13 protein-coding genes and 2 pseudogenes are annotated in these 19810 nt (G+C 73.4%); 7 read left to right on the top strand and 8 right to left on the bottom strand.

Annotated features, from left to right (window positions below; translation table 11 throughout):
- Nucleotides 1–147: 147 nt before the first annotated feature.
- Together ACLGIH_RS23490 and ACLGIH_RS23485 are read left to right on the top strand one after the other, a co-directional pair.
- A complete protein-coding gene (locus ACLGIH_RS23490; RefSeq protein WP_416527244.1) occupies nt 148–1881 on the top strand; it encodes an ABC transporter ATP-binding protein in 1734 nt (577 codons plus the stop codon).
- Nucleotides 1881–3809 (top strand): ABC transporter ATP-binding protein, encoded by a 1929-nt coding sequence (locus ACLGIH_RS23485; RefSeq protein ID WP_416527243.1) that lies wholly within the window; start codon nt 1881–1883, stop codon nt 3807–3809. Before ACLGIH_RS23490 ends, ACLGIH_RS23485 begins: the two co-directional genes overlap by 1 nt.
- Before the next feature lie 48 nt (nt 3810–3857).
- Here the strand turns inward: ACLGIH_RS23485 and ACLGIH_RS23480 are convergent, their stop codons facing one another.
- The 5 genes from ACLGIH_RS23480 to ACLGIH_RS23460 all read right to left on the bottom strand — a co-directional run bounded on the left by ACLGIH_RS23480 (nt 3858) and on the right by ACLGIH_RS23460 (nt 10739).
- Nucleotides 3858–5180 carry an RNA polymerase sigma factor gene (locus ACLGIH_RS23480; RefSeq protein ID WP_416527242.1) on the bottom strand — a complete coding sequence of 441 codons (1323 nt, stop codon included), beginning with the start codon at nt 5178–5180 and terminating at the stop codon, nt 3858–3860.
- A gap of 104 nt (nt 5181–5284) precedes the next feature.
- Nucleotides 5285–7201: a DNA primase gene (gene dnaG, locus ACLGIH_RS23475; RefSeq protein ID WP_416527241.1), complete on the bottom strand. Its 1917-nt coding sequence runs from the start codon at nt 7199–7201 to the stop codon at nt 5285–5287.
- 29 nt (nt 7202–7230) lie between these two features.
- Nucleotides 7231–8496 (bottom strand): NAD(P)/FAD-dependent oxidoreductase, encoded by a 1266-nt coding sequence (locus ACLGIH_RS23470; RefSeq protein WP_416527240.1) that lies wholly within the window; start codon nt 8494–8496, stop codon nt 7231–7233.
- Nucleotides 8497–8580: 84 nt separating this feature from the next.
- Nucleotides 8581–9885: a deoxyguanosinetriphosphate triphosphohydrolase gene (locus ACLGIH_RS23465; protein WP_416527239.1), complete on the bottom strand. Its 1305-nt coding sequence runs from the start codon at nt 9883–9885 to the stop codon at nt 8581–8583.
- A 41-nt stretch (nt 9886–9926) separates the two neighbouring features.
- Entirely contained in the window at nt 9927–10739 is an 813-nt protein-coding gene (locus ACLGIH_RS23460; protein ID WP_416527238.1) for a sirohydrochlorin chelatase, read from the bottom strand.
- 220 nt (nt 10740–10959) lie between these two features.
- On the opposite strand from ACLGIH_RS23460, the gene ACLGIH_RS23455 reads away from it, so the two are divergent.
- Together ACLGIH_RS23455 and ACLGIH_RS23450 are read left to right on the top strand one after the other, a co-directional pair.
- Nucleotides 10960–11646: a SanA/YdcF family protein gene (locus tag ACLGIH_RS23455; RefSeq protein ID WP_416527237.1), complete on the top strand. Its 687-nt coding sequence runs from the start codon at nt 10960–10962 to the stop codon at nt 11644–11646.
- A 163-nt stretch (nt 11647–11809) separates the two neighbouring features.
- On the top strand, nt 11810–14071 hold the full coding sequence (locus ACLGIH_RS23450; RefSeq protein ID WP_416527236.1) for a molybdopterin oxidoreductase family protein: 2262 nt from the start codon (nt 11810–11812) through the stop codon (nt 14069–14071).
- 22 nt (nt 14072–14093) lie between these two features.
- Here ACLGIH_RS23450 and ACLGIH_RS23445 read toward each other — a convergent pair.
- A pseudogene (locus tag ACLGIH_RS23445) lies at nt 14094–14510 on the bottom strand (gamma-glutamylcyclotransferase family protein); the annotation flags it as partial.
- Between the two features lie 112 nt (nt 14511–14622).
- Here ACLGIH_RS23445 and ACLGIH_RS23440 point away from each other — a divergent pair.
- On the top strand, nt 14623–16266 hold the full coding sequence (locus ACLGIH_RS23440; protein ID WP_416527235.1) for a M4 family metallopeptidase: 1644 nt from the start codon (nt 14623–14625) through the stop codon (nt 16264–16266).
- A 66-nt stretch (nt 16267–16332) separates the two neighbouring features.
- Here ACLGIH_RS23440 and ACLGIH_RS23435 read toward each other — a convergent pair whose 3' ends face one another.
- Complete coding sequence (locus tag ACLGIH_RS23435; protein WP_416527234.1) at nt 16333–16917, bottom strand: NADPH-dependent FMN reductase; 585 nt, start codon at nt 16915–16917, stop codon at nt 16333–16335.
- A 287-nt stretch (nt 16918–17204) separates the two neighbouring features.
- Between ACLGIH_RS23435 and ACLGIH_RS23430 the strand changes: the two genes are divergently transcribed.
- Together ACLGIH_RS23430 and ACLGIH_RS23425 are read left to right on the top strand one after the other, a co-directional pair.
- Entirely contained in the window at nt 17205–17732 is a 528-nt protein-coding gene (locus ACLGIH_RS23430; protein ID WP_416527233.1) for a hypothetical protein, read from the top strand.
- Between the two features lie 111 nt (nt 17733–17843).
- The gene (locus tag ACLGIH_RS23425; protein ID WP_416527232.1) at nt 17844–18464 is read left to right on the top strand and encodes a class F sortase; all 621 of its coding nucleotides are present in this window, start codon (nt 17844–17846) and stop codon (nt 18462–18464) included.
- A 948-nt stretch (nt 18465–19412) separates the two neighbouring features.
- On the opposite strand, the pseudogene ACLGIH_RS23420 reads toward ACLGIH_RS23425, so the two are convergent.
- Nucleotides 19413–19733, bottom strand: a pseudogene (locus ACLGIH_RS23420) (winged helix-turn-helix transcriptional regulator); the annotation flags it as partial.
- Between the last annotated feature and the right edge of the window lie 77 nt (nt 19734–19810).

The raw sequence follows: 19810 nt of genomic DNA, 5'->3' as shown, positions 1-19810 counted from the left end.
GCCCGCCGGTCCGTCCGTAGAGCCGTCCGTAGGGCCGCGGCACTGGCCCTGTTGGGTTAATCGGTTGAGGTAACACCGGTGGAATGTTCGACGATAGGGGCCAGGGGCAACCAACCGGCCCCCGTCGCCGACTCCCGAGAGACCAGTGTGCTCATACGACTGCTGCGGGCCTGTCTCAGGCCCTACAAAAAACCCATCGCCCTGGTGGTGGCGCTGCAGTTCCTGCAGACCTGCGCCACCCTCTACCTGCCGACCCTGAACGCGGACATCATCGACAACGGTGTCGTCCACGGCGACGCCGGCTACATCCTGACCTACGGCGCCCTGATGGTCGGCATCTCGCTGGCGCAGGTGGTCTGCAACGTCGCGGCCGTCTACTACGGTGCGCGCACCGCGGCGGCGCTCGGCCGGGACCTCAGGGCGGCCGTCTTCGACCGGGTGCAGTCGTTCTCCGCGCGTGAGGTCGGTCACTTCGGCGCCCCGTCGCTGATCACGCGGACGACCAACGACGTGCAGCAGGTGCAGATGCTGGCGCTGATGACGTTCACGCTGATGGTGTCGGCGCCCATCATGTGCGTCGGCGGTGTGGTGATGGCGCTCGGCCTGGACGTACCGCTGTCCGGGGTGCTGGTCGGGGTCGTGCCCGTGCTGGGCGTCTGTGTGACGGTGATCGTGCGGCGGCTGCGGCCGCTGTTCCGGGCCATGCAGAAGCGCCTGGACACGGTGAACCGGGTGCTGCGCGAGCAGATCACCGGCAACCGCGTCATCCGCGCCTTCGTCCGCGACGAGTACGAGCAGCACCGGTTCCGGAAGGCCAACGCCGAACTGACCGACGTGGCGCTGGGGGCGGGGAACCTGCTCGCGCTGATGTTCCCGGTGGTCATGACGGTGGTGAACCTGTCGTCGATCGCGGTGGTGTGGTTCGGTGCCCACCGGATCGCGAGCGGCGGCATGCAGATCGGCGACCTGACCGCCTTCCTGGCCTATCTGATGCAGATCGTCATGTCCGTGATGATGGCCACCTTCATGTTCATGATGGTGCCGCGCGCGGAGGTGTGTGCCGAGCGCATCCAGGAGGTGCTGGACACCGAGAGCAGCGTCGTGCCGCCGGTGGCACCCGTCACGGAGCTGCGCCGGCACGGGCATCTGGAGATCCGCGGTGCCGGGTTCCGCTACCCGGGCGCCGAGGAGCCGGTGCTGAGGAACATCGACCTGGTGGCGCGGCCGGGCGAGACGACCGCCGTGATCGGCTCCACCGGCAGCGGCAAGTCCACGCTGCTCGGGCTGGTCCCCCGGCTGTTCGACGCCACCGACGGGGAGGTGCTGGTCGACGGCGTGGACGTACGGACCGTCGAGCCGAAGCTGCTGGCGCGGACCGTCGGACTGGTGCCGCAGAAGCCGTACCTCTTCGCGGGCACGGTCGCGACCAATCTGCGCTACGGCAACCCGGACGCGACGGACGAGGAGCTGTGGCACGCGCTGGAGGTGGCGCAGGCCAAGGACTTCGTGGAGCGGCTGGAGGGCGGCCTCGACGCGCCGATCGCGCAGGGCGGGACCAATGTCTCCGGCGGCCAGCGGCAGCGGCTGGCCATCGCGCGGACGCTGGTGCAGCGCCCGGAGATCTATCTGTTCGACGACTCCTTCTCCGCCCTCGACTACGCCACCGACGCGGCGCTGCGCGCCGCGCTCGACGAGGAGACCGCCGAGGCCACCGTGGTCATCGTCGCCCAGCGGGTGGCGACCATCCGGGACGCCGACCGGATCGTGGTCCTCGACGAGGGCCGGGTCGTCGGCACCGGCCGGCACCACGAGCTGATGGCGGCCAACGACACCTACCGGGAGATCGTCCTCTCCCAGCTGACGGAAGCGGAGGCTGCCTGATGGCCGGGCCGGCGGCACGGATGATGGCCGGGGGCGGCCCGGACCAGCGGTCGATGGACTTCGTCGGATCGGGCAAGCGGCTGATCGCCCAGTTCCGGCCGGAGCGGCTGACCATCGGCCTGCTGCTGCTGTGCGTGGTGATCAGCGTCGGCCTGAACGTGGTCGGGCCGAAGATCCTGGGCCACGCCACCGACCTGGTCTTCGCGGGCATCGTCGGGCGGGACATGCCCGCCGGTGCCACGAAGGAGCAGGTCCTGGAGTCGATGCGGGAGCGCGGGGACGGGGACGTCGCCGACATGCTGCGCAGCACCGACTTCACGCCGGGCGAGGGCATCGACTTCGGCGCGGTCGGGAACGTCCTGATGCTGGCGCTGGGTACCTTCGCGGTGGCCGGGCTGCTGATGGCGGTGGCCACCCGGCTGGTGAACCGGGCGGTCAACCGGACCATGTTCCGGCTGCGCGAGGACGTGCAGACGAAGCTGTCGCGGCTGCCGCTGTCGTACTTCGACAAGAGCCGGCGCGGTGAGGTGCTGTCCCGGGCGACGAACGACATCGACAACATCGGGCAGACGCTCCAGCAGTCGATGGGCCAGCTCATCAACTCCGTGCTGACGATCATCGGCGTGCTGGCGATGATGTTCTACGTCTCCTGGATCCTGGCGCTGGTCGCGCTGGTGACCGTGCCGCTGTCGTTCGTGGTCGCCACGCGCGTCGGCAAGCGGTCGCAGCCGCAGTTCGTGCGGCAGTGGCGGTCCACCGGGACGCTCAACGCGCACATCGAGGAGATGTACACCGGGCACGCGCTGGTGAAGGTGTTCGGCCGGCAGGAGGAGTCGGCGCGGCAGTTCGCCGAGCAGAACGAGGCGCTGTACGAGGCCGGGTTCAAGGCGCAGTTCAACAGCGGGATCATGCAGCCGCTGATGATGTTCGTGTCCAACCTGAACTATGTGCTGGTCGCGGTGGTGGGTGGCCTGCGGGTGGCGTCGGGCTCGCTGTCCATCGGCGACGTGCAGGCCTTCATCCAGTACTCCCGGCAGTTCTCCATGCCGCTGACGCAGGTCGCGTCGATGGCGAACCTGGTGCAGTCGGGCGTCGCCTCGGCCGAGCGGATCTTCGAGCTGCTGGACGCCGAGGAGCAGGAGGCCGACCCGGTGCCCGCCGAGCGGCCGGCCGAGCCGCGCGGGCGGGTGCAGCTGGAGCACGTGTCCTTCCGGTACGACCCGGAGACGCCGCTGATCGAGGATCTGTCGCTGAAGGTCGAGCCGGGGCACACGGTCGCCATCGTCGGGCCGACGGGAGCCGGGAAGACGACCCTGGTCAATCTGCTGATGCGGTTCTACGAGGTGTCCGGCGGGCGGATCACGCTGGACGGTGTGGACATCGCCCGGATGTCGCGGGACGAGCTGCGCGCCGGGATCGGCATGGTGCTCCAGGACACCTGGCTGTTCGGCGGCACGATCGCGGAGAACATCGCGTACGGGGCGTCCAGGGAGGTCACGCGGGGCGAGATCGAGGAAGCGGCGCGGGCGGCGCACGCCGACCGGTTCATCCGGACGCTGCCCGACGGGTACGACACCGTGATCGACGACGAGGGCACGGGGGTCAGCGCCGGGGAGAAGCAGCTCATCACCATCGCGCGGGCGTTCCTGTCCGATCCGGTGATCCTGGTGCTGGACGAGGCGACGAGTTCCGTGGACACGCGGACGGAGGTGCTGATCCAGAAGGCGATGGCGAAGCTGGCCTCGGGCAGGACGTCGTTCGTCATCGCGCACCGGCTGTCGACGATCCGGGACGCGGACACGATCCTGGTGATGGAGAACGGGTCGATCGTCGAGCAGGGCTCGCATCAGGTGCTGCTGGCCTCCGGCGGGGCGTACGCACGGCTGTACCGGGCGCAGTTCGCACAGGCCGTGGCCGAGGTGGACTGACGCGTCGCCCGGTGCCGGGGTGCCGCTGCGGTCAGCGGCACCCCGCGGTCAGTCCAGGTAGCCCCTCAGCTGGTCGGCGAAGGCGTGGTCGCGGAGTTTGTTGAGGGTCTTGGACTCGATCTGGCGGATGCGCTCGCGCGTGACGCCGAAGATGCGGCCTATCTCCTCCAGCGTGCGCGGGCGGCCGTCGACCAGGCCGTAGCGGAGCTGGACGACCTTGCGTTCGCGCTCGCCGAGGGTGGAGAGCACCGCCTCCAGGTGCTCGCGCAGCAGCAGGAACGCCGCCGACTCCACGGGGCTGGTGGCGTCGCCGTCCTCGATCAGGTCGCCGAGGGCGACGTCGTCCTCCTCGCCGACGGGGGCGTGCAGGGAGACGGGCTCCTGGGCGAGGCGCAGGACCTCGCTGACCCGTTCCGGGAGCAGGTCGAGGTGGGCGGCCACCTCTTCCGGGGTCGGTTCGTAGCCGCGTTCCTGGAGCATGCGGCGCTGGACGCGGACGACGCGGTTGATCAGCTCGACGACGTGCACGGGGACGCGGATGGTCCGGGCCTGGTCGGCGAGGGCCCGGGACATGGCCTGGCGGATCCACCAGGTGGCGTACGTGGAGAACTTGAAGCCGCGGGCGTAGTCGAACTTCTCGACCGCCCGGATCAGGCCGAGGTTGCCCTCCTGGACCAGGTCGAGCATGGTCAGGCCTCGCCCGACGTACCGCTTGGCGACGGAGACGACGAGCCGCAGGTTGGCCTCGATCAGGCGGCGCTTGGCCAGCCGTCCCATGACGACCAGCCGGTCGAGGTCGTGCGCGAGCCGGCTGTCCAGGTCGGGGGTGCTGCTCAGTTTCTCCTCGGCGAACAGGCCGGCCTCCACCCGGCGGGCGAGTTCGACCTCCTCGGCCGCGGTGAGCAGCGGGATGCGGCCGATCTCCCGCAGGTACTGGCGGAACAGGTCCGAGGACGGGCCGCCGGTGTCGGCACGGGCGGGCGGCACCTCGACGGGTTCGGGTTCGACGGCGTCGGCCGGCGCGTCGCCCGGTTCGCCGGCCGGTTCGTCGCCCGGCTCGAGCGCCTCGGCGGCCGGCTCCTCCGGCCGGTGGTGCGAGGGGTGCACGACCCGGTTCCGCGGGGACTCCGCGACGAGCACGTCGATCTCGACGTCCGGTTCCGGGCCGTCGGTGCGGACGTCGGTGTGGGTGAGGGTCTGGGTCTGCACGGGGGCGACCTCCAGGATGATCGCTGCCAGGGCGTACGGCAGCGGTTCTTCGGGGGCGGAGCCGGCGGCCTCGCCGCTGTCCGTCCCGTTCGCGATGGTCGGAACCGCGGGGGTGTCGGACCCGTGGGGGACGGGTCGGCCGCGCTCCGAGGACTCAGGCACCGCAACCCAGTGTGGGGTACGACACATCGCCGCCACGAGGGGCGTGCGGTGACTTTTTGCGTCCGGTCCGTGACCGCCTGGTTACCCGGGGCGTCCCCGGCGCCTCACAGGGCGGCGGCTCCGTGCTCCCGCAACGCCTGGTCGTACTGCTGGAGGACCCACAGTTCGTTCTGCACGGCGGCCAGTTCGGCCGGGTCGCCGTGGTTGCCCAGGCGGGTCAGCCGGCTCTGGACGTCGCGGACCCGGCGCTCGACGGCGCGGCGCCGGACGGTGACCAGCTGGGCGCCGGCGTAGGCCTCGTCGACCTCGCGGCGCAGCAGGATCGCCTCGACGGCCAGTTCGGTGACCATGGCGCGGACCGTGTCGTCCGGGGCGGCCTCGCGGACGCGGACCAGGTAGCCCTGCGGGTCGGCGACGCCCGGTTCGGCGCCGCCCGCCTCCAGGATGGCCTGGCGGACGGCCGCGTACGGCGGGGCGGTGAACTCGTCGACGCCGTACGCGTCGAAGGCCGGGGAGACCAGCTCCGGGCGCTGGAGGGCGAGCTTGAGCAGCTCGCGTTCGGTGGCGTAGACGGGGTTGCGCAGGTTGAGGGCCGGGCCGCGCGGGGCGGGGGCGGCGGGCGCGGCGGCGTACTGCTGCCGGGGGCCTCGCTGCCGGTCGGGGGCGGGGGCGCCCTTGCCGCCGCGGTCGCGGGCCCAGCGGGCGAGCTGGGCGACGCGCTTGACCACGAACTGGGTGTCGAGGATGCCGAGCATGCCCGCGAGCTGCACGGCGACCTCGTGCTGGGCGCCGCTGTTCTTGATCCGGGCGACGACGGGGGCCGCCTCGTCCAGGGCCGCGGCGCGGCCGGCCGGGGTGTCCAGGTCGTAGCGGCCGACGATCTGGCGCAGGGCGAACTCGAACAGCGGGGTGCGCGGCTCGACCAGGTCGGCGACCGCCTCGTCGCCCTTGGCCAGCCGCAGGTCGCAGGGGTCCATGCCGTCGGGGGCGATGGCGATGTAGGTCTCGGCGGCGAACTTCTGGTCGTCCTCGAAGGCGCGCAGGGCCGCCTTCTGGCCGGCCGCGTCGCCGTCGAAGGTGAAGATCACGCGGGCGCTGCCGTTGTCCATCAGCAGGCGGCGCAGGATCTTGATGTGGTCGCCGCCGAAGGCGGTGCCGCAGGTCGCGATGGCCGTGGTCACGCCGGCCAGATGGCAGGCCATCACGTCCGTGTAGCCCTCGACCACCACCGCGCGGCTCGTCTTCGCGATGTCCTTCTTCGCCAGGTCGATGCCGTAGAGGACCTGGGACTTGCGGTAGATGGCGGTCTCGGGGGTGTTCAGGTACTTCGGGCCGTTGTCCGCCTCGTAGAGCTTGCGGGCGCCGAAGCCGACGACGTCGCCGCCGATGTCGCGGACGGGCCACATCAGCCGGCCGCGGAAGCGGTCGATGGGACCGCGGCGGCCCTCCTGCGAGATGCCGGAGAGGATCAGCTCCTTGTCGCTGAAGCCCTTGCCGCGCAGATAGCGGGTGAGGTGGTCCCAGCCCTGCGGGCTGTAGCCGACGCCGAAGTGCAGCGCCGCGGCCTGGTCGAAGCCGCGCTCGGCGAGGAAGACCCGGCCGGTCTCGGCCTCGGGCGAGGTCGCGAGCTGTTCCGCGTACCACTCCGCGGCGATCTTGTGGGCCTCGACCAGGCGGATGCGTTCGCCGCGCTGGTGGGCGGGGTTGTACCCGCCCTCCTCGTAGCGCAGCGTGATGCCGGCCTGACCGGCCAGCCGCTCGACCGCCTCCGAGAAGGTGAGGTGGTCGATCTTCATCACGAACGTGATGGTGTCGCCGCCCTCCTGGCAGCCGAAGCAGTGGAACAGCCCCTTGCTGGGGCTGACCTGGAAGGACGGTGACTTCTCGTCGTGGAACGGGCACAGCCCCTTGAGGTTGCCGCCGCCCGCGCCTCGCAGCTGGAGGTACTCGGACACCACGGCGTCGATCGGGACCGCGTCCCGAACCGCCTTCACGTCCTCGTCATTGATCCGTCCTGCCACGCGTGAAGTCTACGGGGACGGACCGACACCTAAGAGGTGAGGCTTTCGAGCGGTACGTGCGGGTTCGACAGTGCCTCGGCGTCCACCTGGGCCTGGGAACGGATCAGCTGCTGGATCGGCTCCGTGACGTCCCACACGTTGACGTTCATCCCGGCCAGCACTCGGCCCTCCTTCACCCAGAAGGCGATGAACTCGCGCTTGGCGGCGTCCCCGCGGATCACCACCTGGTCGTAGGAGCCCGGCGGCGCCCAGCCGGAGTACTCCATGCCCAGGTCGTACTGGTCGGAGAAGAAGTAGGGCACGCGGTCGTAGACCACGTCCTGGCCGAGCATCGCGCGGGCGGCCGCCGGGCCGCCGTGGAGCGCGTTGGCCCAGTGCTCCACCCGCAGCCGGGTCTCGAACAGGGCGTGGTGGAAGGAGGCCGCGTCACCGGCCGCGTGGATGTCGGGGTCGGAGGTGCGCAGCCGGTCGTCGACGACGATGCCGCCGCCCCGGGCGCGGTCGGCGATCTCCAGGCCGGCGGCCTCGGCGAGCGAGGTGCGCGGTGCGGCGCCGATCGCGGCGAGCACGGCGTGCGCCGGGTGCTCCTCGCCGTCGTCGGTGCGGGCGGCGAGGACGACGCCGTCCTGGCCGACGATCTCGGTCAGCTTCACGCCGAAGCGCAGGCGCACGCCGTGCGCCTGGTGCAGCTCGGCGAAGACGCCGCCCAGTTCGGGGCCGAGGACGCCGTGCAGCGGGGTGGGCGCGGGCTCGACGACGGTGACCTCGGCGCCGTACTCCCGGGCCGCCGCGGCGACCTCCAGGCCGATCCAGCCGGCGCCGGCGATCACCAGGTGGCCGTTGTCCCGGCCGAGGGCGGCCAGGACGCCCTTGAGGCGTTCGGCGTGGGCGAGGCGGCGCAGGTGGTGGACGCCGGCCAGGTCGGTGCCGGGGACGTCGAGGCGGCGGGGCTCCGCGCCGGTGGCCAGCAGCAGCTTGTCGTAGCGGACGCGGGTGCCGTCGTCGCCGTAGTGGACGGTCCTGGCGTCGCGGTCGATCTCGACGACCGTCTGGCCGAGGTGCAGCTCGATGTCGTGCCGCGCGTACCAGGCGGGCTCCTGCACGAAGACGCTGTCGCGCTCCTCCTTGCCGAGCAGGTAACCCTTGGACAGGGGCGGGCGTTCGTAGGGGTGGTCGCGCTCGTCGCAGACGAGGATCACCCGGCCGGTGAAGCCCTCCGCGCGGAGCGTCTCGGCGGCCTTGGCACCGGCCAGGCCTCCTCCGACGATGACGAATGTCTGATCCGCGTCGACCACGTGTTTGCCTCCTCGTCGGAATGCCGCCACATGCGAGCGTCCCGCACGGAGCGTGTTGCGGGAAGGGGGAGTGGCCCGATCAGGTCAGTCTCTCGTGTGCCCCGTCAGCCGTGCGTGAAGCGAGCGGGCCGAGGTGTCGGTGAGGGACGCGATCTGGTCGACGATCACCCGTTTGCGGGCGCGGTCGTCGCCGGCGCGGTCGAACAGGGCGCGGAACTGCGGGTCCAGACCGTCGGGGGCGCGGGCGGTGAGCGCCTCGGCGATTTCGGCGACGACGATCCGCTGGTCGGCGCGGAGCAGCTCCTGTTCGGCGCGCTGCATGACGTACCGGTCGGCGACCGCCTTGAGGACGGCGCACTCCATACGGGTCTCGCGCGGTACGACCAGCTCGGCGGTGTACCGGGTGAGCCGTCCGTGGCCGTACGCCTCGCGCGTGGCGCCCTCGGCTGCCAGGCAGAACCGGCCGATGAGCTGGCTGGTGGCGTCCTTCAGGCGGGCCTGGGCGATCGCCGTGCCGTCGTAGCCGTGCGGCCACCACTCCTGGGCGAGGAGCCGGTCGAGGGCGGCGGCGAGTTCGGCGGGGTCGGTGCCGGCGGGGACGTAGCGGCCGACGGCGACCTCGAAGACCGCCTCCCGTTCGGGGTCGGCGAGCAGGCAGTTGGGGTCGAGGTGACCGGCGTGCAGGCCGTCCTCGACGTCGTGCACGGAGTACGCCACGTCGTCGGCCCAGTCCATGACCTGGGCCTCGAAGCAGGTGCGGGCGCCGGGGGCGTCCTTGCGGGCCCAGGTGAAGACGGGCAGGTCGTCCTCGTACACGCCGAACTTGGCCGAGGCCGGGTCGGTGGGGTGGGCGCCGCGCGGCCAGGGGTACTTGGTGGCGGCGTCCAGGGCGGCGCGGGTCAGGTTGAGGCCGACGGAGCCCTGAGGGGTGAAGCGTTTGGGCTCGATGCGGGTGAGGAGTCTCAGGGACTGGGCGTTGCCCTCGAAGCCGCCGCAGTCCTCGGCGAACTCGTTCAGCGCCTGTTCGCCGTTGTGCCCGAAGGGCGGGTGGCCGAGGTCGTGTGCCAGGCAGGCGGTTTCCACCAGGTCGGGGTCGCAGCCGAGGGCGGCGCCCAGTTCGCGGCCGACCTGGGCGCATTCGAGGCTGTGCGTGAGGCGGGTGCGGGGGCTGGCGTCCCAGGCCGGGCCGCGGCCGGTGGTGTCGGGGGTGACCACCTGGGTCTTGCCGGCGAGGCGGCGCAGGGCGGCGGAGTGCAGGACGCGGGCGCGGTCGCGCTGGAAGGCGGTGCGGCCGGGGCGTTTGTCCGGTTCGGGGGCCCAGCGGGCGGCTGACGCCGGGTCGTATCCGGCGGGGGGCGGGGCCTGGTGTTCGGGTGCGGTGCCTTCCATGGGTCGACAGTAAGCGCCATCGCGTCCGCCGGGGTCCGTTGTCAGGCGAGTGCGGGTTGTTTGTGGCCGGTCGCACCGCGCGGCGGAGCCGCGGACGCACACAGCCCCGCGTCCCCGGCCGGCGTTGCCGTGCACGCCTCTTCATAGCGTCGCAACACCAGGCGGGCCACGGCCGGATGGACGCCCAGGGGCGACGAAGTGAGCCACGGGGACGCTGTCGCGCATTCCGTCGCGAAGCGGCCCGGGGCCGTGAAACAGGAGGCCACCGCCGCTCGGGGCCGGCCCTGCGCGGCCAGGGACGCGATCGCCTCCGGCACCGTCGGGGCCGCGGCCGAGGCGTAGGCCGGGACGACCGGGACGCCCAGGCGGGCGGAGAGGAGGTGGGCCGTGCGGGTGGTGTCGATGCGGGAGTCCGGGTCGCGGGAGCCGGCGGCGGCGAGGACGACGGCGCTCTCGTCGCGGGCGCCGTCGGCGGGCCAGCCGGCCTCCGTCAGGCGGTCGTGCAGGGCGTCCACGAGCAGCGGGTGCGGGCCGAGCGGGGCGGCCACGCGCGTGCGTGCCGGTGCCGCCGCGGCCATCTCGGGGATGTCCCGTTTGACGTGGTGGCCGCGGCTGAGGAGCAGCGGGACGAGGACCGCCTCGGTGTCGCCCAGCGCGGCGAGGGTGTCGGGGAGCAGGGGCTCGTTCAGCTCGATGTGCCCCAGGTGCACGGGCAGGCCGGGGCGCAGGTCGCGCACCCGGTCCAGCAGGGCGCGGACGGTGCGCAGCGCGCGCGGGTCGCGGCTGCCGTGCGCCACGACGACCAGGGCGGGCGGTGCGGGGCGGGGTCCGGTCGTCTTGCTCGTCGCTGTCATGCAGCGATGGTGGCGGCGGGACGTTGCCTCCTCGTTGCGCGGGTGTCACGGGAATTTTCCGGTGGTTCACCGGGGGGACGGCGCGGTGCGTGAGCGGGCCGCGGTTCCGCCGGGGAGGGGGAACGGGAGGGAGAGGGGGAAGGTGCGCAGGGGAAGGAGAACCGGACGGCCCCGCCGGGCGTCCCTGGTGTCGGGGGCCGACCGGGGAGGGGACCGTCCGATGCGCCGCTGGAGACCGGGCCGACCGCGCCTGCCGCGCACCCGCGCGGGGCGGCGGCGGCTGGTGCAGGCCGTGATGGCCGTCTGCGTGCTGGCGCTGCTGCCGGCGGCCTGGCTGCGGCTGGTGACCGACGGCCGGCTGCACACCACCGCCGACGTGCCGCGCACCGATGTCGCCGTCGTCTTCGGCGCGGGGCTGTGGGACGGGGAGCCGTCGCCGTACCTGGCGCACCGGCTGGACGCGGCGGCCGACCTGTACCGGGCGGGCCGGGTGAAGGTGGTGCTGGTCACCGGGGACAACAGCCGGAAGGACTACGACGAGCCGGACGCGATGCGGAGCTACCTGGTCCGGCACGGGGTGCCCGACCGGCGGATCGTCAGCGACTACGCGGGCTTCGACACCTGGGACTCCTGCGTCCGGGCGAAGAAGGTCTTCGGGGTGGAACGGGCGGTCCTGATCAGCCAGGACTTCCACATCCGGCGGGCGGTGGCGCTGTGCGAGGAGGCCGGGGTGGCCTCGTACGGCGTCGGGGTCGCCGCCGTACACGACCTGACCTGGTATTACGGGGGCGCGCGGGAGGTGCTGGCGGCGGGCAAGGCGGCGCTGGACGCGGCGTTCGAGCCCGATCCGCGGTTCCTCGGACCGGAGGAGCCCGGAGTGGCGCGGGCGCTGACCGGCGGAGGCTGACCGGCCAGGGGTGACCGGCCGGGGGTGACCGGCCGGCGGAGGCTGACCGGCCGGGACCCGCCGGCACCTCACGGCGGCCGGACCGCGGCGGGGAGGTCGCCGTCCCGGCCGTGTAACAAGGAGCCGCCCGGACGCGTAACACGCGGCACGCACTGTGGGTGACATGCAGAAATCCGTGACGCCGACACCCACGCACTGCCCGTACTGCGCCCTGCAGTGCGGCATGAACCTGACGCCCGCCGCCGACGGGACCGTCGAGGTGACCGAGCGCGCGGACTTCCCGGTGAACCGGGGCGCGCTGTGCGGCAAGGGGCGTACGGCCCCGGCGGTGCTGTCCTCCCGGGTGCGGCTGACGTCCCCGCTGGTGCGGGCCGGCGACGGCACGCTGGCGCCGGCGAGCTGGGCGGAGGCGCTGGACCGGATCGCCGCGAACCTCACGCGGGTGCGGGCCGAGCACGGGCCGGACGCGGTCGGCGTGTTCGGCGGGGGCGGGCTGACCAACGAGAAGGCGTACGCGCTGGGCAAGTTCGCCCGGGTGGTGCTGGGCACCTCGCAGATCGACTACAACGGGCGGTTCTGCATGTCGTCGGCCGCGGCGGCCGGGACCAAGGCGTTCGGGCTCGACCGGGGGCTGCCGTTCCCGCTGGAGGACGTCCCGCGGACGGGGTGCGTGATCCTGGTCGGTTCCAATCTCGCGGAGACCATGCCGCCGTCGCTGCGGTTCTTCAACGAGCTGAAGGAGAACGGCGGCACGCTGATCGTCGTCGACCCGCGCCGTACGAAGACGGCCGAGCAGGCCGATCTGCACCTGGCGCCCCGTCCGGGCACCGATCTGGCGCTCGCGCTGGGGATGCTGCACCTGATCGTCGCCGAAGGCCGGGTGGACGAGGCCTACGTCGAGGAGCGCACGGCCGGCTGGGAGGAGGCGCGGGCGGCGGCCATGGCGCACTGGCCCGAGTTGGTGGAGCGGATCACGGGAGTGTCCGTTCCGCAGCTGCGGGAGGCGGTACGGATGTTCTGCGCGCCGGAGGCGGCCATGGTGCTGACCGCGCGCGGGCCCGAGCAGCAGTCCAAGGGCACCGACACGGTGGGCGCGTGGATCAACCTGTGCCTGGCGACCGGGCGGGCCGGACGGCCGCTGTCGGGGTACGGCTGCCTGACCGGGCAGGGCAACGGGCAGGGCGGGCGGGAACACGGCCAGAAGGCCGACCAGTTGCCCGGCTACCGCAAGCTCACCGACCCGGCGGCGCGGCGGCACGTGGCCGGGGTGTGGGGCGTGGACCCGGACTCGCTGCCCGGGCCGGGACGCAGCGCCTACGAGCTGCTCGACGCGCTCGGCACGGACATCCGGTCGCTGCTGCTGATGGGCTCCAACCCGGTGGTGTCGGCGCCGCGCGCCGCGCATGTCGAGGAGCGCCTGAGGTCCCTCGGCTTCCTGGCCGTGTGCGACGTGGTGCTGTCGGAGACGGCGGCGCTGGCAGATGTCGTGCTGCCGGTGACCCAGTGGGCGGAGGAGACCGGGACCACGACCAGCCTGGAGGGGCGCGTGCTGCTGCGGCGGCGGGCGGTCTCCCCGCCGGACGGGGTGCGCAGCGACCTGGAGGTGCTGCACGAGCTGGCCGCCCGGCTCGGCGGCGGGAGGGGGCTGGAGAAGGGCTTCCCGACCGACCCGGAGGAGGTCTTCGAGGAGCTGCGCCGGGCGAGTGCGGGCGGGCCCGCGGACTACTCCGGCATCACCTACCGGCGGCTGGCCCGGGAGAACGGCGTCTTCTGGCCGTGCCCGGCGCCGGCCGGGGACACCGCCCCTGGCCTGACGCCGGACGACACGGAGGACGCCTCGCCGGACGTGGCGCCGGACGACCCGGCGCGGGAGGAGACACCCGCGGGCGCCCACCCCGGCACTCCCCGTCTCTTCCTCGACCGGTTCGCCACCGACGACGGCCGGGCCCGCTTCGTGCCGGTCGCACACCGTCCGATCGCCGAGGAGCCGGACGAGGAGTACCCGGTGCTGCTGACCACCGGCCGGGTCGTGGCGCAGTACCAGTCCGGCGCCCAGACCCGGCGCGTGGACGAGCTGAACGCCGCCGCGCCCGGACCGTTCGTGGAGCTGCATCCGCGGCTGGCGGCGCGGCTCGGCGCGGCCGAGGGCGATCCGGTGGCCGTCGTCTCCCGCCGGGGCCGGGCCGTGGCGCCGGCCAGGATCACCACCGGCATCCGTCCGGACACGGTGTTCATGCCGTTCCACTGGCCGGGCGAGGGCCGCGCCAACACGCTGACCAACCCGGCCCTGGACCCGGCCTCGCGGATGCCGGAGTTCAAGGCGTGCGCGGTGCGGCTGGAGGCGGTCGAGACGGCGGAGGCGGCGGAGGCGGTCGAGACGGCGGCGGAGGCGGCGGAGGCGGCGGAGGCGGCAATGGCCCCGTAGCGCTCCGGTCCCCGGTGGGGCACCAGGCCCCGCCCTCGATCCGCCGACCCCGTGCCCGCAGCCGGGCGGCGACGGCGGGCGCGGCGACGTACACCCAGGCGCGCACGCGCGTGCCGTCGGTGCCCCGGACGACGTCCCTCGCCACCCGCTCGTAGAGGTTGCGCGGGTCGCCCGGCGCGTACTCCTCCAGCCGGTCGAGCGCGAGCAGCAGTTCGGCGTACGCCTCCGGCTCCGCGGTCACCAGGTCCCCGGCGACCCGGCCGCCCGGTTCCTCCACGGCGTACGGGTAGCCGGGGCCCTCGTACAGCACGGCGCCGAAGAGGGTGGCCGGCTCCTCGGCGCGGGTCCGGCCGCGCAGGAAGAGGGCGTGGTTGGGGCCGCCCGGGCGGAGGGTGCCGTAGACGAAGAACGGCAGTCGCACAGCTTCCACGGACGCCATTCTCTCCCCTCATGATCTCCACGCGGCCGCCATGGACATGGCAGGTCGGGGCCACCTTGAATCGAGGCGACTCCCCCCATACGCGCCCGCAGGCGCCTCCCCAAGGAGAGCGATGAGCCGAATACGGCACGTACGAGGTTCCCGTCCCGCCACGGCCGGCCTCGCCGTCACCACCGCGACCCTGCTGGTCGCCGCCCTCTCCCCCACCGCACAGGCGGCCGACGGTCCGGCCCGCGCCGAAGCCGTCGAGAACGCGGCGGCGGTCCTCGCGCAGCACGCCGCGAGCCTGGGCCTGACGGGCCCTCAACGGACGAAGGTCCGTGACGTGGTGGTCGACGCGGACGGCACCCAGCACGTCCGCTACGACCGCACCTACCGCGGGCTGCCCGTCCTGGGCGGCGACTTCGTGGTCCACCTGGCCCCCGACGGCACCTTCCGCGGCGCGGACCGCGCGACGAAGCGGTCGCTCTCGCTCCCGACGGTCACCCCCGCCCTGGCGGCGCCGAAGGCCGCCGACCTGGCCGCCGGCCTGCTGCGCGCCGCGCACCCGGGCGAGCTGCTGAAGCGGCTGACCGCCAAGCCGGAGCTGGTCGTCGACGCCCTGCACGGCGCGCCCCGGCTGGCCTGGCGCACGGACGCGGTGGCACTGGACTCCGCCGGCAACCCGGTGGCGCGCACCGTGCTGACCGACGCGAACACGGGTGCCCGGATCGACGCCTGGGACGGTCTGCAGACCGCCTCCGGCGACGGGAAGTCGCTGTACAGCGGGACGGTGCCGCTGACGACGACGCCGTCCGGGTCGGGCTACGAACTGAAGGACCCGACGCGCGGGAACACCTACACCGGCGACGCGGCGAACCGGAACGACCTGTGCGTCCTGACGGTCTGTCTGAGCCGGGCGCCCTCGACGGCGTTCACCGACGCCGACAACCACTGGGGCACCGGCACCGAGTCCGACCGCGCGTCGGCCGCGGTGGACGCGCAGTACGGCACGGACGTCACCTGGGACTACTACGAGAACATGCACGGGCGCAGCGGCATCGCGGGCGACGGCAAGGGCTCGTACAGCCGGGTGCACTACGGCACCCGGTACAACAACGCCTTCTGGGACGACACCTGCTTCTGCATGACGTACGGCGACGGCGACGGGACGGCCTTCGGCCCGCTGGTTTCGCTGGACGTCGCCGGGCACGAGATGTCGCACGGCGTGACGTCGAAGACGGCGGCGCTGACGTACTCGGGCGAGTCCGGCGGTCTGAACGAGGCCACGTCCGACATCTTCGGCACCCTGGTGGAGTTCTACGCCGGCAACCCCGCCGATCCCGGTGACTGGCTGATCGGCGAGAAGGTGGTCCGCTCCGGCTTCGGCCGGGAGGCCCTGCGCCGCATGGACGAGCCGAGCCGGGACGGCAGTTCGGCGGACTGCTGGAGCACCTCGGTGGGCGACCTCGACGTGCACCACTCCTCCGGCGTCGGGAACCACTTCGCCTACCTGCTGGCCGAGGGCAGCGGCCCGAAGACGGTGGGCGGCGTGCGGCACTCCTCCCCCACCTGCGACGGCTCCACGGTGACCGGGATCGGCAAGGAGAAGCTGGGCGCGATCTGGTACCGGGCCCTGACCGTCTACATGACCTCCTCCACCGACTACGCGGGCGCCCGGACGGCGACCCTGAAGGCGGCGGAGGACCTGTACGGCGCCGGCAGCGCGGAGCGAGACGCGGTGGCGGCGGCGTGGAGCGCGGTGAACGTGGGCTGACCGCCGCCGGCCGCGCGCCCGGGTCCGGCCGGCGCCCCGGTGACGGGGGTGCCGGCCGGCGCCGGGTCAGGCGTCGTACGGGCGCTTGTCTTTCGCCTCCCGCAAGGCCCGGCCCCACCAGACCAGTTGGTCCAGCATCGTCTTGGCCGCCGCGTCCGGTTCGGAGGGGTCCTTGAGGCGGCCCGCGTCGTCGAAGGCCGCGCCGGCGTTGTGGAAGGAGACGGTGTCGCGGACCGTGACGGCGTGGAGTTCGGCGAAGACCTGGCGCAGGTGCTCGGTCGCGCGCAGCCCGCCGGCCAGTCCGCCGTAGGAGACGATCCCGACGGGCTTGGCCCGCCACTCGGCGAAGTGCCAGTCGATGAGATTCTTCAGGCCCGCCGGATACGAGTGGTTGTACTCGGGGGTCAGTACGACGAACGCGTCGGCGGCGGCCAGCTTCGGGGTGACGTTTGCCAGCGCCGCGGACGCCTCGGGGCTCGGGGCGAGGGACATGGGCAGGTCCGTGTCGGCCACGTCCACGACCTGGGGGACGAGGTCCGGGTGGGCGTGGATGCGGTCCAGCAGCCAGTCGGCGACGACGGGGCCGAAGCGGCCGTGGCGGTTGCTGCCGACGACAAGGGTCACCTGGAGAGGCATGGTCTCGGTGTTCATGCGGACAGCCTGATATCTCAACCTTGGTCGAGGTCAAGCGGTGTCCTCCGGAAAGCCCCCGCGTCCCGTGGTCACCCGTTCACACCCGCACCGTGCGTCCATCGGGGGCTTTTCCGCCGGGCGTCCGCCGCACGTCGGTGACCTGCCGAAACGGCGTGCCACGCGGGGGCCCGGAAACACCGGCACCACCCGTTCACCTCATTTCTGACGCGCTCTCAGGAAGCGGGCCGGGTGCGGTGCGTCTTTCCTCGGTAGGGCAGGGCCACCGAAGAGCGCAAGGAGCATCGATGCGACGTACCGCCCGCCTGCTGACCGGTACCGCACTCGCCGTCGCCGCCGCGGGTCTCGTCGCCGCGCCCGCGTACGGCGCCGACGCGGTGGCCGACGGCCTGGACGTCTTCCCGTCCTCGGTCGTCCCCGGCGACCGGGCCACGGTGACGAGCACGGCGTGCGGCGACGCCGGTACGGCGGCGGGCGACGCCAGCGCGGTGGGCGCCGGTGCCTTCACGATGACGCCCAGCGCTCACGAGGGCGAGGCGATCGGGCAGTTCAGGGTGCCGCCGAGCGCGCAGCCGGGGACGTACGAGATCGTGGCCACCTGTGCCGAGGGCGGCCGGAAGGTGACGGGCGACCTGGTGGTCACACTGACGTCCGTGCGCGGGCAGGTGGCACCCAGAGGAAGCGTGAAGACGGGGGTCGGCGGCGCTCTGGGCCCCGATCCCGTGCAGACCGCGGCCGGCGTGGCGGCTCTCGCCGTCGCCGCCGCGGGCGGTACCTGGCTCCTGCATCGCCGGGCGAGAGGCGACGGGATCTGACGGACACCCTCCGCTGTCCGTCCGCCGGTACCGCACTTCCCCACCCCCTCCGGGTCCGACGCCCCTCGCGGCCCGGAGGGGGCCGGGGAGCCCGATCGGAGAGGGGTCGTCATGTGCAGGGTCGGCAACACCGCCATAGCGGCCGTCACCGTGGTCGCCCTCTGCTCCGGGGCGTGGCTGCTGCGCAGCGGCGCCGAGACCGGGCCGCCGCCGCAGCCCTCCGCCGCCGAGGCCCGCACCGGGCAGGCCCGGCAGGCGCCCGCCGCACCGCCGCTGGCCCCTTCCCCGCCGGACCGCATCCGCATCCCGGCGATCGGCGTGGACGCGCCGCTGACCGGCCTGGGCCTGACCGGGACCGGCAGCCTGGAGGTGCCGCCCGCCGAGGACGAGAACCTGGCCGGCTGGTACGAGGCCGGCACCACCCCCGGTGAGCGGGGCACCGCGATCGTCGCCGGGCACGTCGACAACGCCGAGGGCCCCGCCGTCTTCTACCGGCTCGGCGCGCTGAAGAAGGGCGGCGCGATCGAGGTGGACCGGCGGGACGGCTCCGTGGCGGTGTTCACCGTGCACGCGGTCGAGGCGTACCAGGCGCGGGAGTTCCCCGACGAGAAGGTGTACGGGGCGGCGAAGCGGCCGGAGCTGCGGGTCATCACCTGCGGCGGCGGCTACTCCCGCACGACCGGCTACCAGGGCAACGTCGTCGTCTTCGCCCACCTGACCGGCAGCCGCTGAGCGCCCCGCGGGCCGCCGCCGGGGCCGGGGCGGTACCGCCTGCGGGGTCCCGCCGGGCCCGGGGCGGTACCGCCTGCGGGGTCCTGCGGGCGCACCTGCGCTGACGCCCACGGGGTCGGCCGCGGTGACACCCCGGGACCGCACCGGCCGGGGAGCGGCGTGACGCCTGCGGCAGCACCTGCCGTGACACCCCGGATCGCACCGACAGGAGCAGCCGCACCGACGCCCAGGGAAACATCCGCGGCCACATCCCCGATCGCCCCAGCAAGAGCACCCGCATTGGCACCCACGGGAGCACCGAGGTCCCCCCAGGACCGCACCGGCGGAGGAGCTGCGGTGACGCCTGCGGTAGCACCTGCGGTGACACCCGGGATCGCACCGACAGGAGCAGCCTCGCCGACGCCCAGGGGAACATCCGCGGCCACATCCCCGATCGCCCCAGCGGGAGCACCCGCATTGGCACCCACGGGAGCACCGAGGTCCCCCCAGGACCGCACCGGCGGAGGAGCTGCGGTGACGCCTGCGGTAGCACCTGCGGTGACACCCGGGATCGCACTGACAGGAGCAGCCTCGCCGACGCCCAGGGGAACATCCGCGGCCACATCCCCGATCGCCCCAGCGGGAGCACCCGCGTTGGCACTCACGGGAGCACCGCGATCACCCCGGGACCGCGCCGGCGGAGACGCTCACGGGAGCCCGAGGGGCGCTCGCGGTGCCCCCCGCGGAAGCGCCCACGGTGACACCCTCGGCTCCGCCCGCGGCAACCCCCGCGGAGCCACCCACACCGGCACCCCGGGGCACGCTCGCGGCAGCCCCCGCGGTCGCACTCGCGGCACGCCGCGCGGAAGCACCCACGGTGGCACCCCCGGACGCGCCCGCGGTGGCGCCCTCGGCCACGCCCATGGTGGCGCCCTCCGGCGCGCTCCCGGGAATGCCCGCTTCCTCGGTCAGGACGTTCGCCTTCCCCCAGGCGCCCAGCGGCTCCAGGGCCGTGTTGAGGGCGACGCCGCGCGCGGTCAGCGAGTACTCCACGCGCGGCGGCACCTCGTCGTAGCTCTCGCGGTGCACGATGCCGTCCGCCTCCAGCTCGCGCAGCTGCGCGGTCAGCACCTTCTCCGTCACCCCGGGCAGCTCCCGGCGCAGCTCGCCGAAGCGGCGGGGCCGCTCGCCCAGCGCCCACAGGATCACCACCTTCCACTTCCCGCCGATCACGTCCATCGCCGCGTCGATCCCGCAGACGTACGCTCCCGGCCGCCGTAGCGCCCTCATCGCCCGACTCCCGCCTCCTGTGCCTGCCTGCACGCTTCCGTCGAGGTAACCACCCACTCTCAAGTGCGTACTTGAGC

Source organism: Streptomyces hamibioticus (assembly GCF_047946815.1).
Classification (GTDB): domain Bacteria; phylum Actinomycetota; class Actinomycetes; order Streptomycetales; family Streptomycetaceae; genus Streptomyces.
Note: the sequence above shows the minus strand (reverse complement) of the source record. Positions and strands in the feature narration are given on the sequence as shown.

What these genes read in the sequence shown, in the direction of transcription:
- ACLGIH_RS23485 (WP_416527243.1), top strand. Translation starts at nt 1,881, where the DNA reads ATGGCCGGGCCGGCGGCACGGATGATGGCCGGGGGCGGCCCGGACCAG.
- ACLGIH_RS23465 (WP_416527239.1), bottom strand. Translation starts at nt 9,885, where the DNA reads ATGGAAGGCACCGCACCCGAACACCAGGCCCCGCCCCCCGCCGGATAC.
- ACLGIH_RS23460 (WP_416527238.1), bottom strand. Translation starts at nt 10,739, where the DNA reads ATGACAGCGACGAGCAAGACGACCGGACCCCGCCCCGCACCGCCCGCC.
- ACLGIH_RS23455 (WP_416527237.1), top strand. Translation starts at nt 10,960, where the DNA reads ATGCGCCGCTGGAGACCGGGCCGACCGCGCCTGCCGCGCACCCGCGCG.
- ACLGIH_RS23450 (WP_416527236.1), top strand. Translation starts at nt 11,810, where the DNA reads ATGCAGAAATCCGTGACGCCGACACCCACGCACTGCCCGTACTGCGCC.
- ACLGIH_RS23440 (WP_416527235.1), top strand. Translation starts at nt 14,623, where the DNA reads ATGAGCCGAATACGGCACGTACGAGGTTCCCGTCCCGCCACGGCCGGC.
- ACLGIH_RS23435 (WP_416527234.1), bottom strand. Translation starts at nt 16,917, where the DNA reads ATGAACACCGAGACCATGCCTCTCCAGGTGACCCTTGTCGTCGGCAGC.
- ACLGIH_RS23430 (WP_416527233.1), top strand. Translation starts at nt 17,205, where the DNA reads ATGCGACGTACCGCCCGCCTGCTGACCGGTACCGCACTCGCCGTCGCC.
- ACLGIH_RS23425 (WP_416527232.1), top strand. Translation starts at nt 17,844, where the DNA reads ATGTGCAGGGTCGGCAACACCGCCATAGCGGCCGTCACCGTGGTCGCC.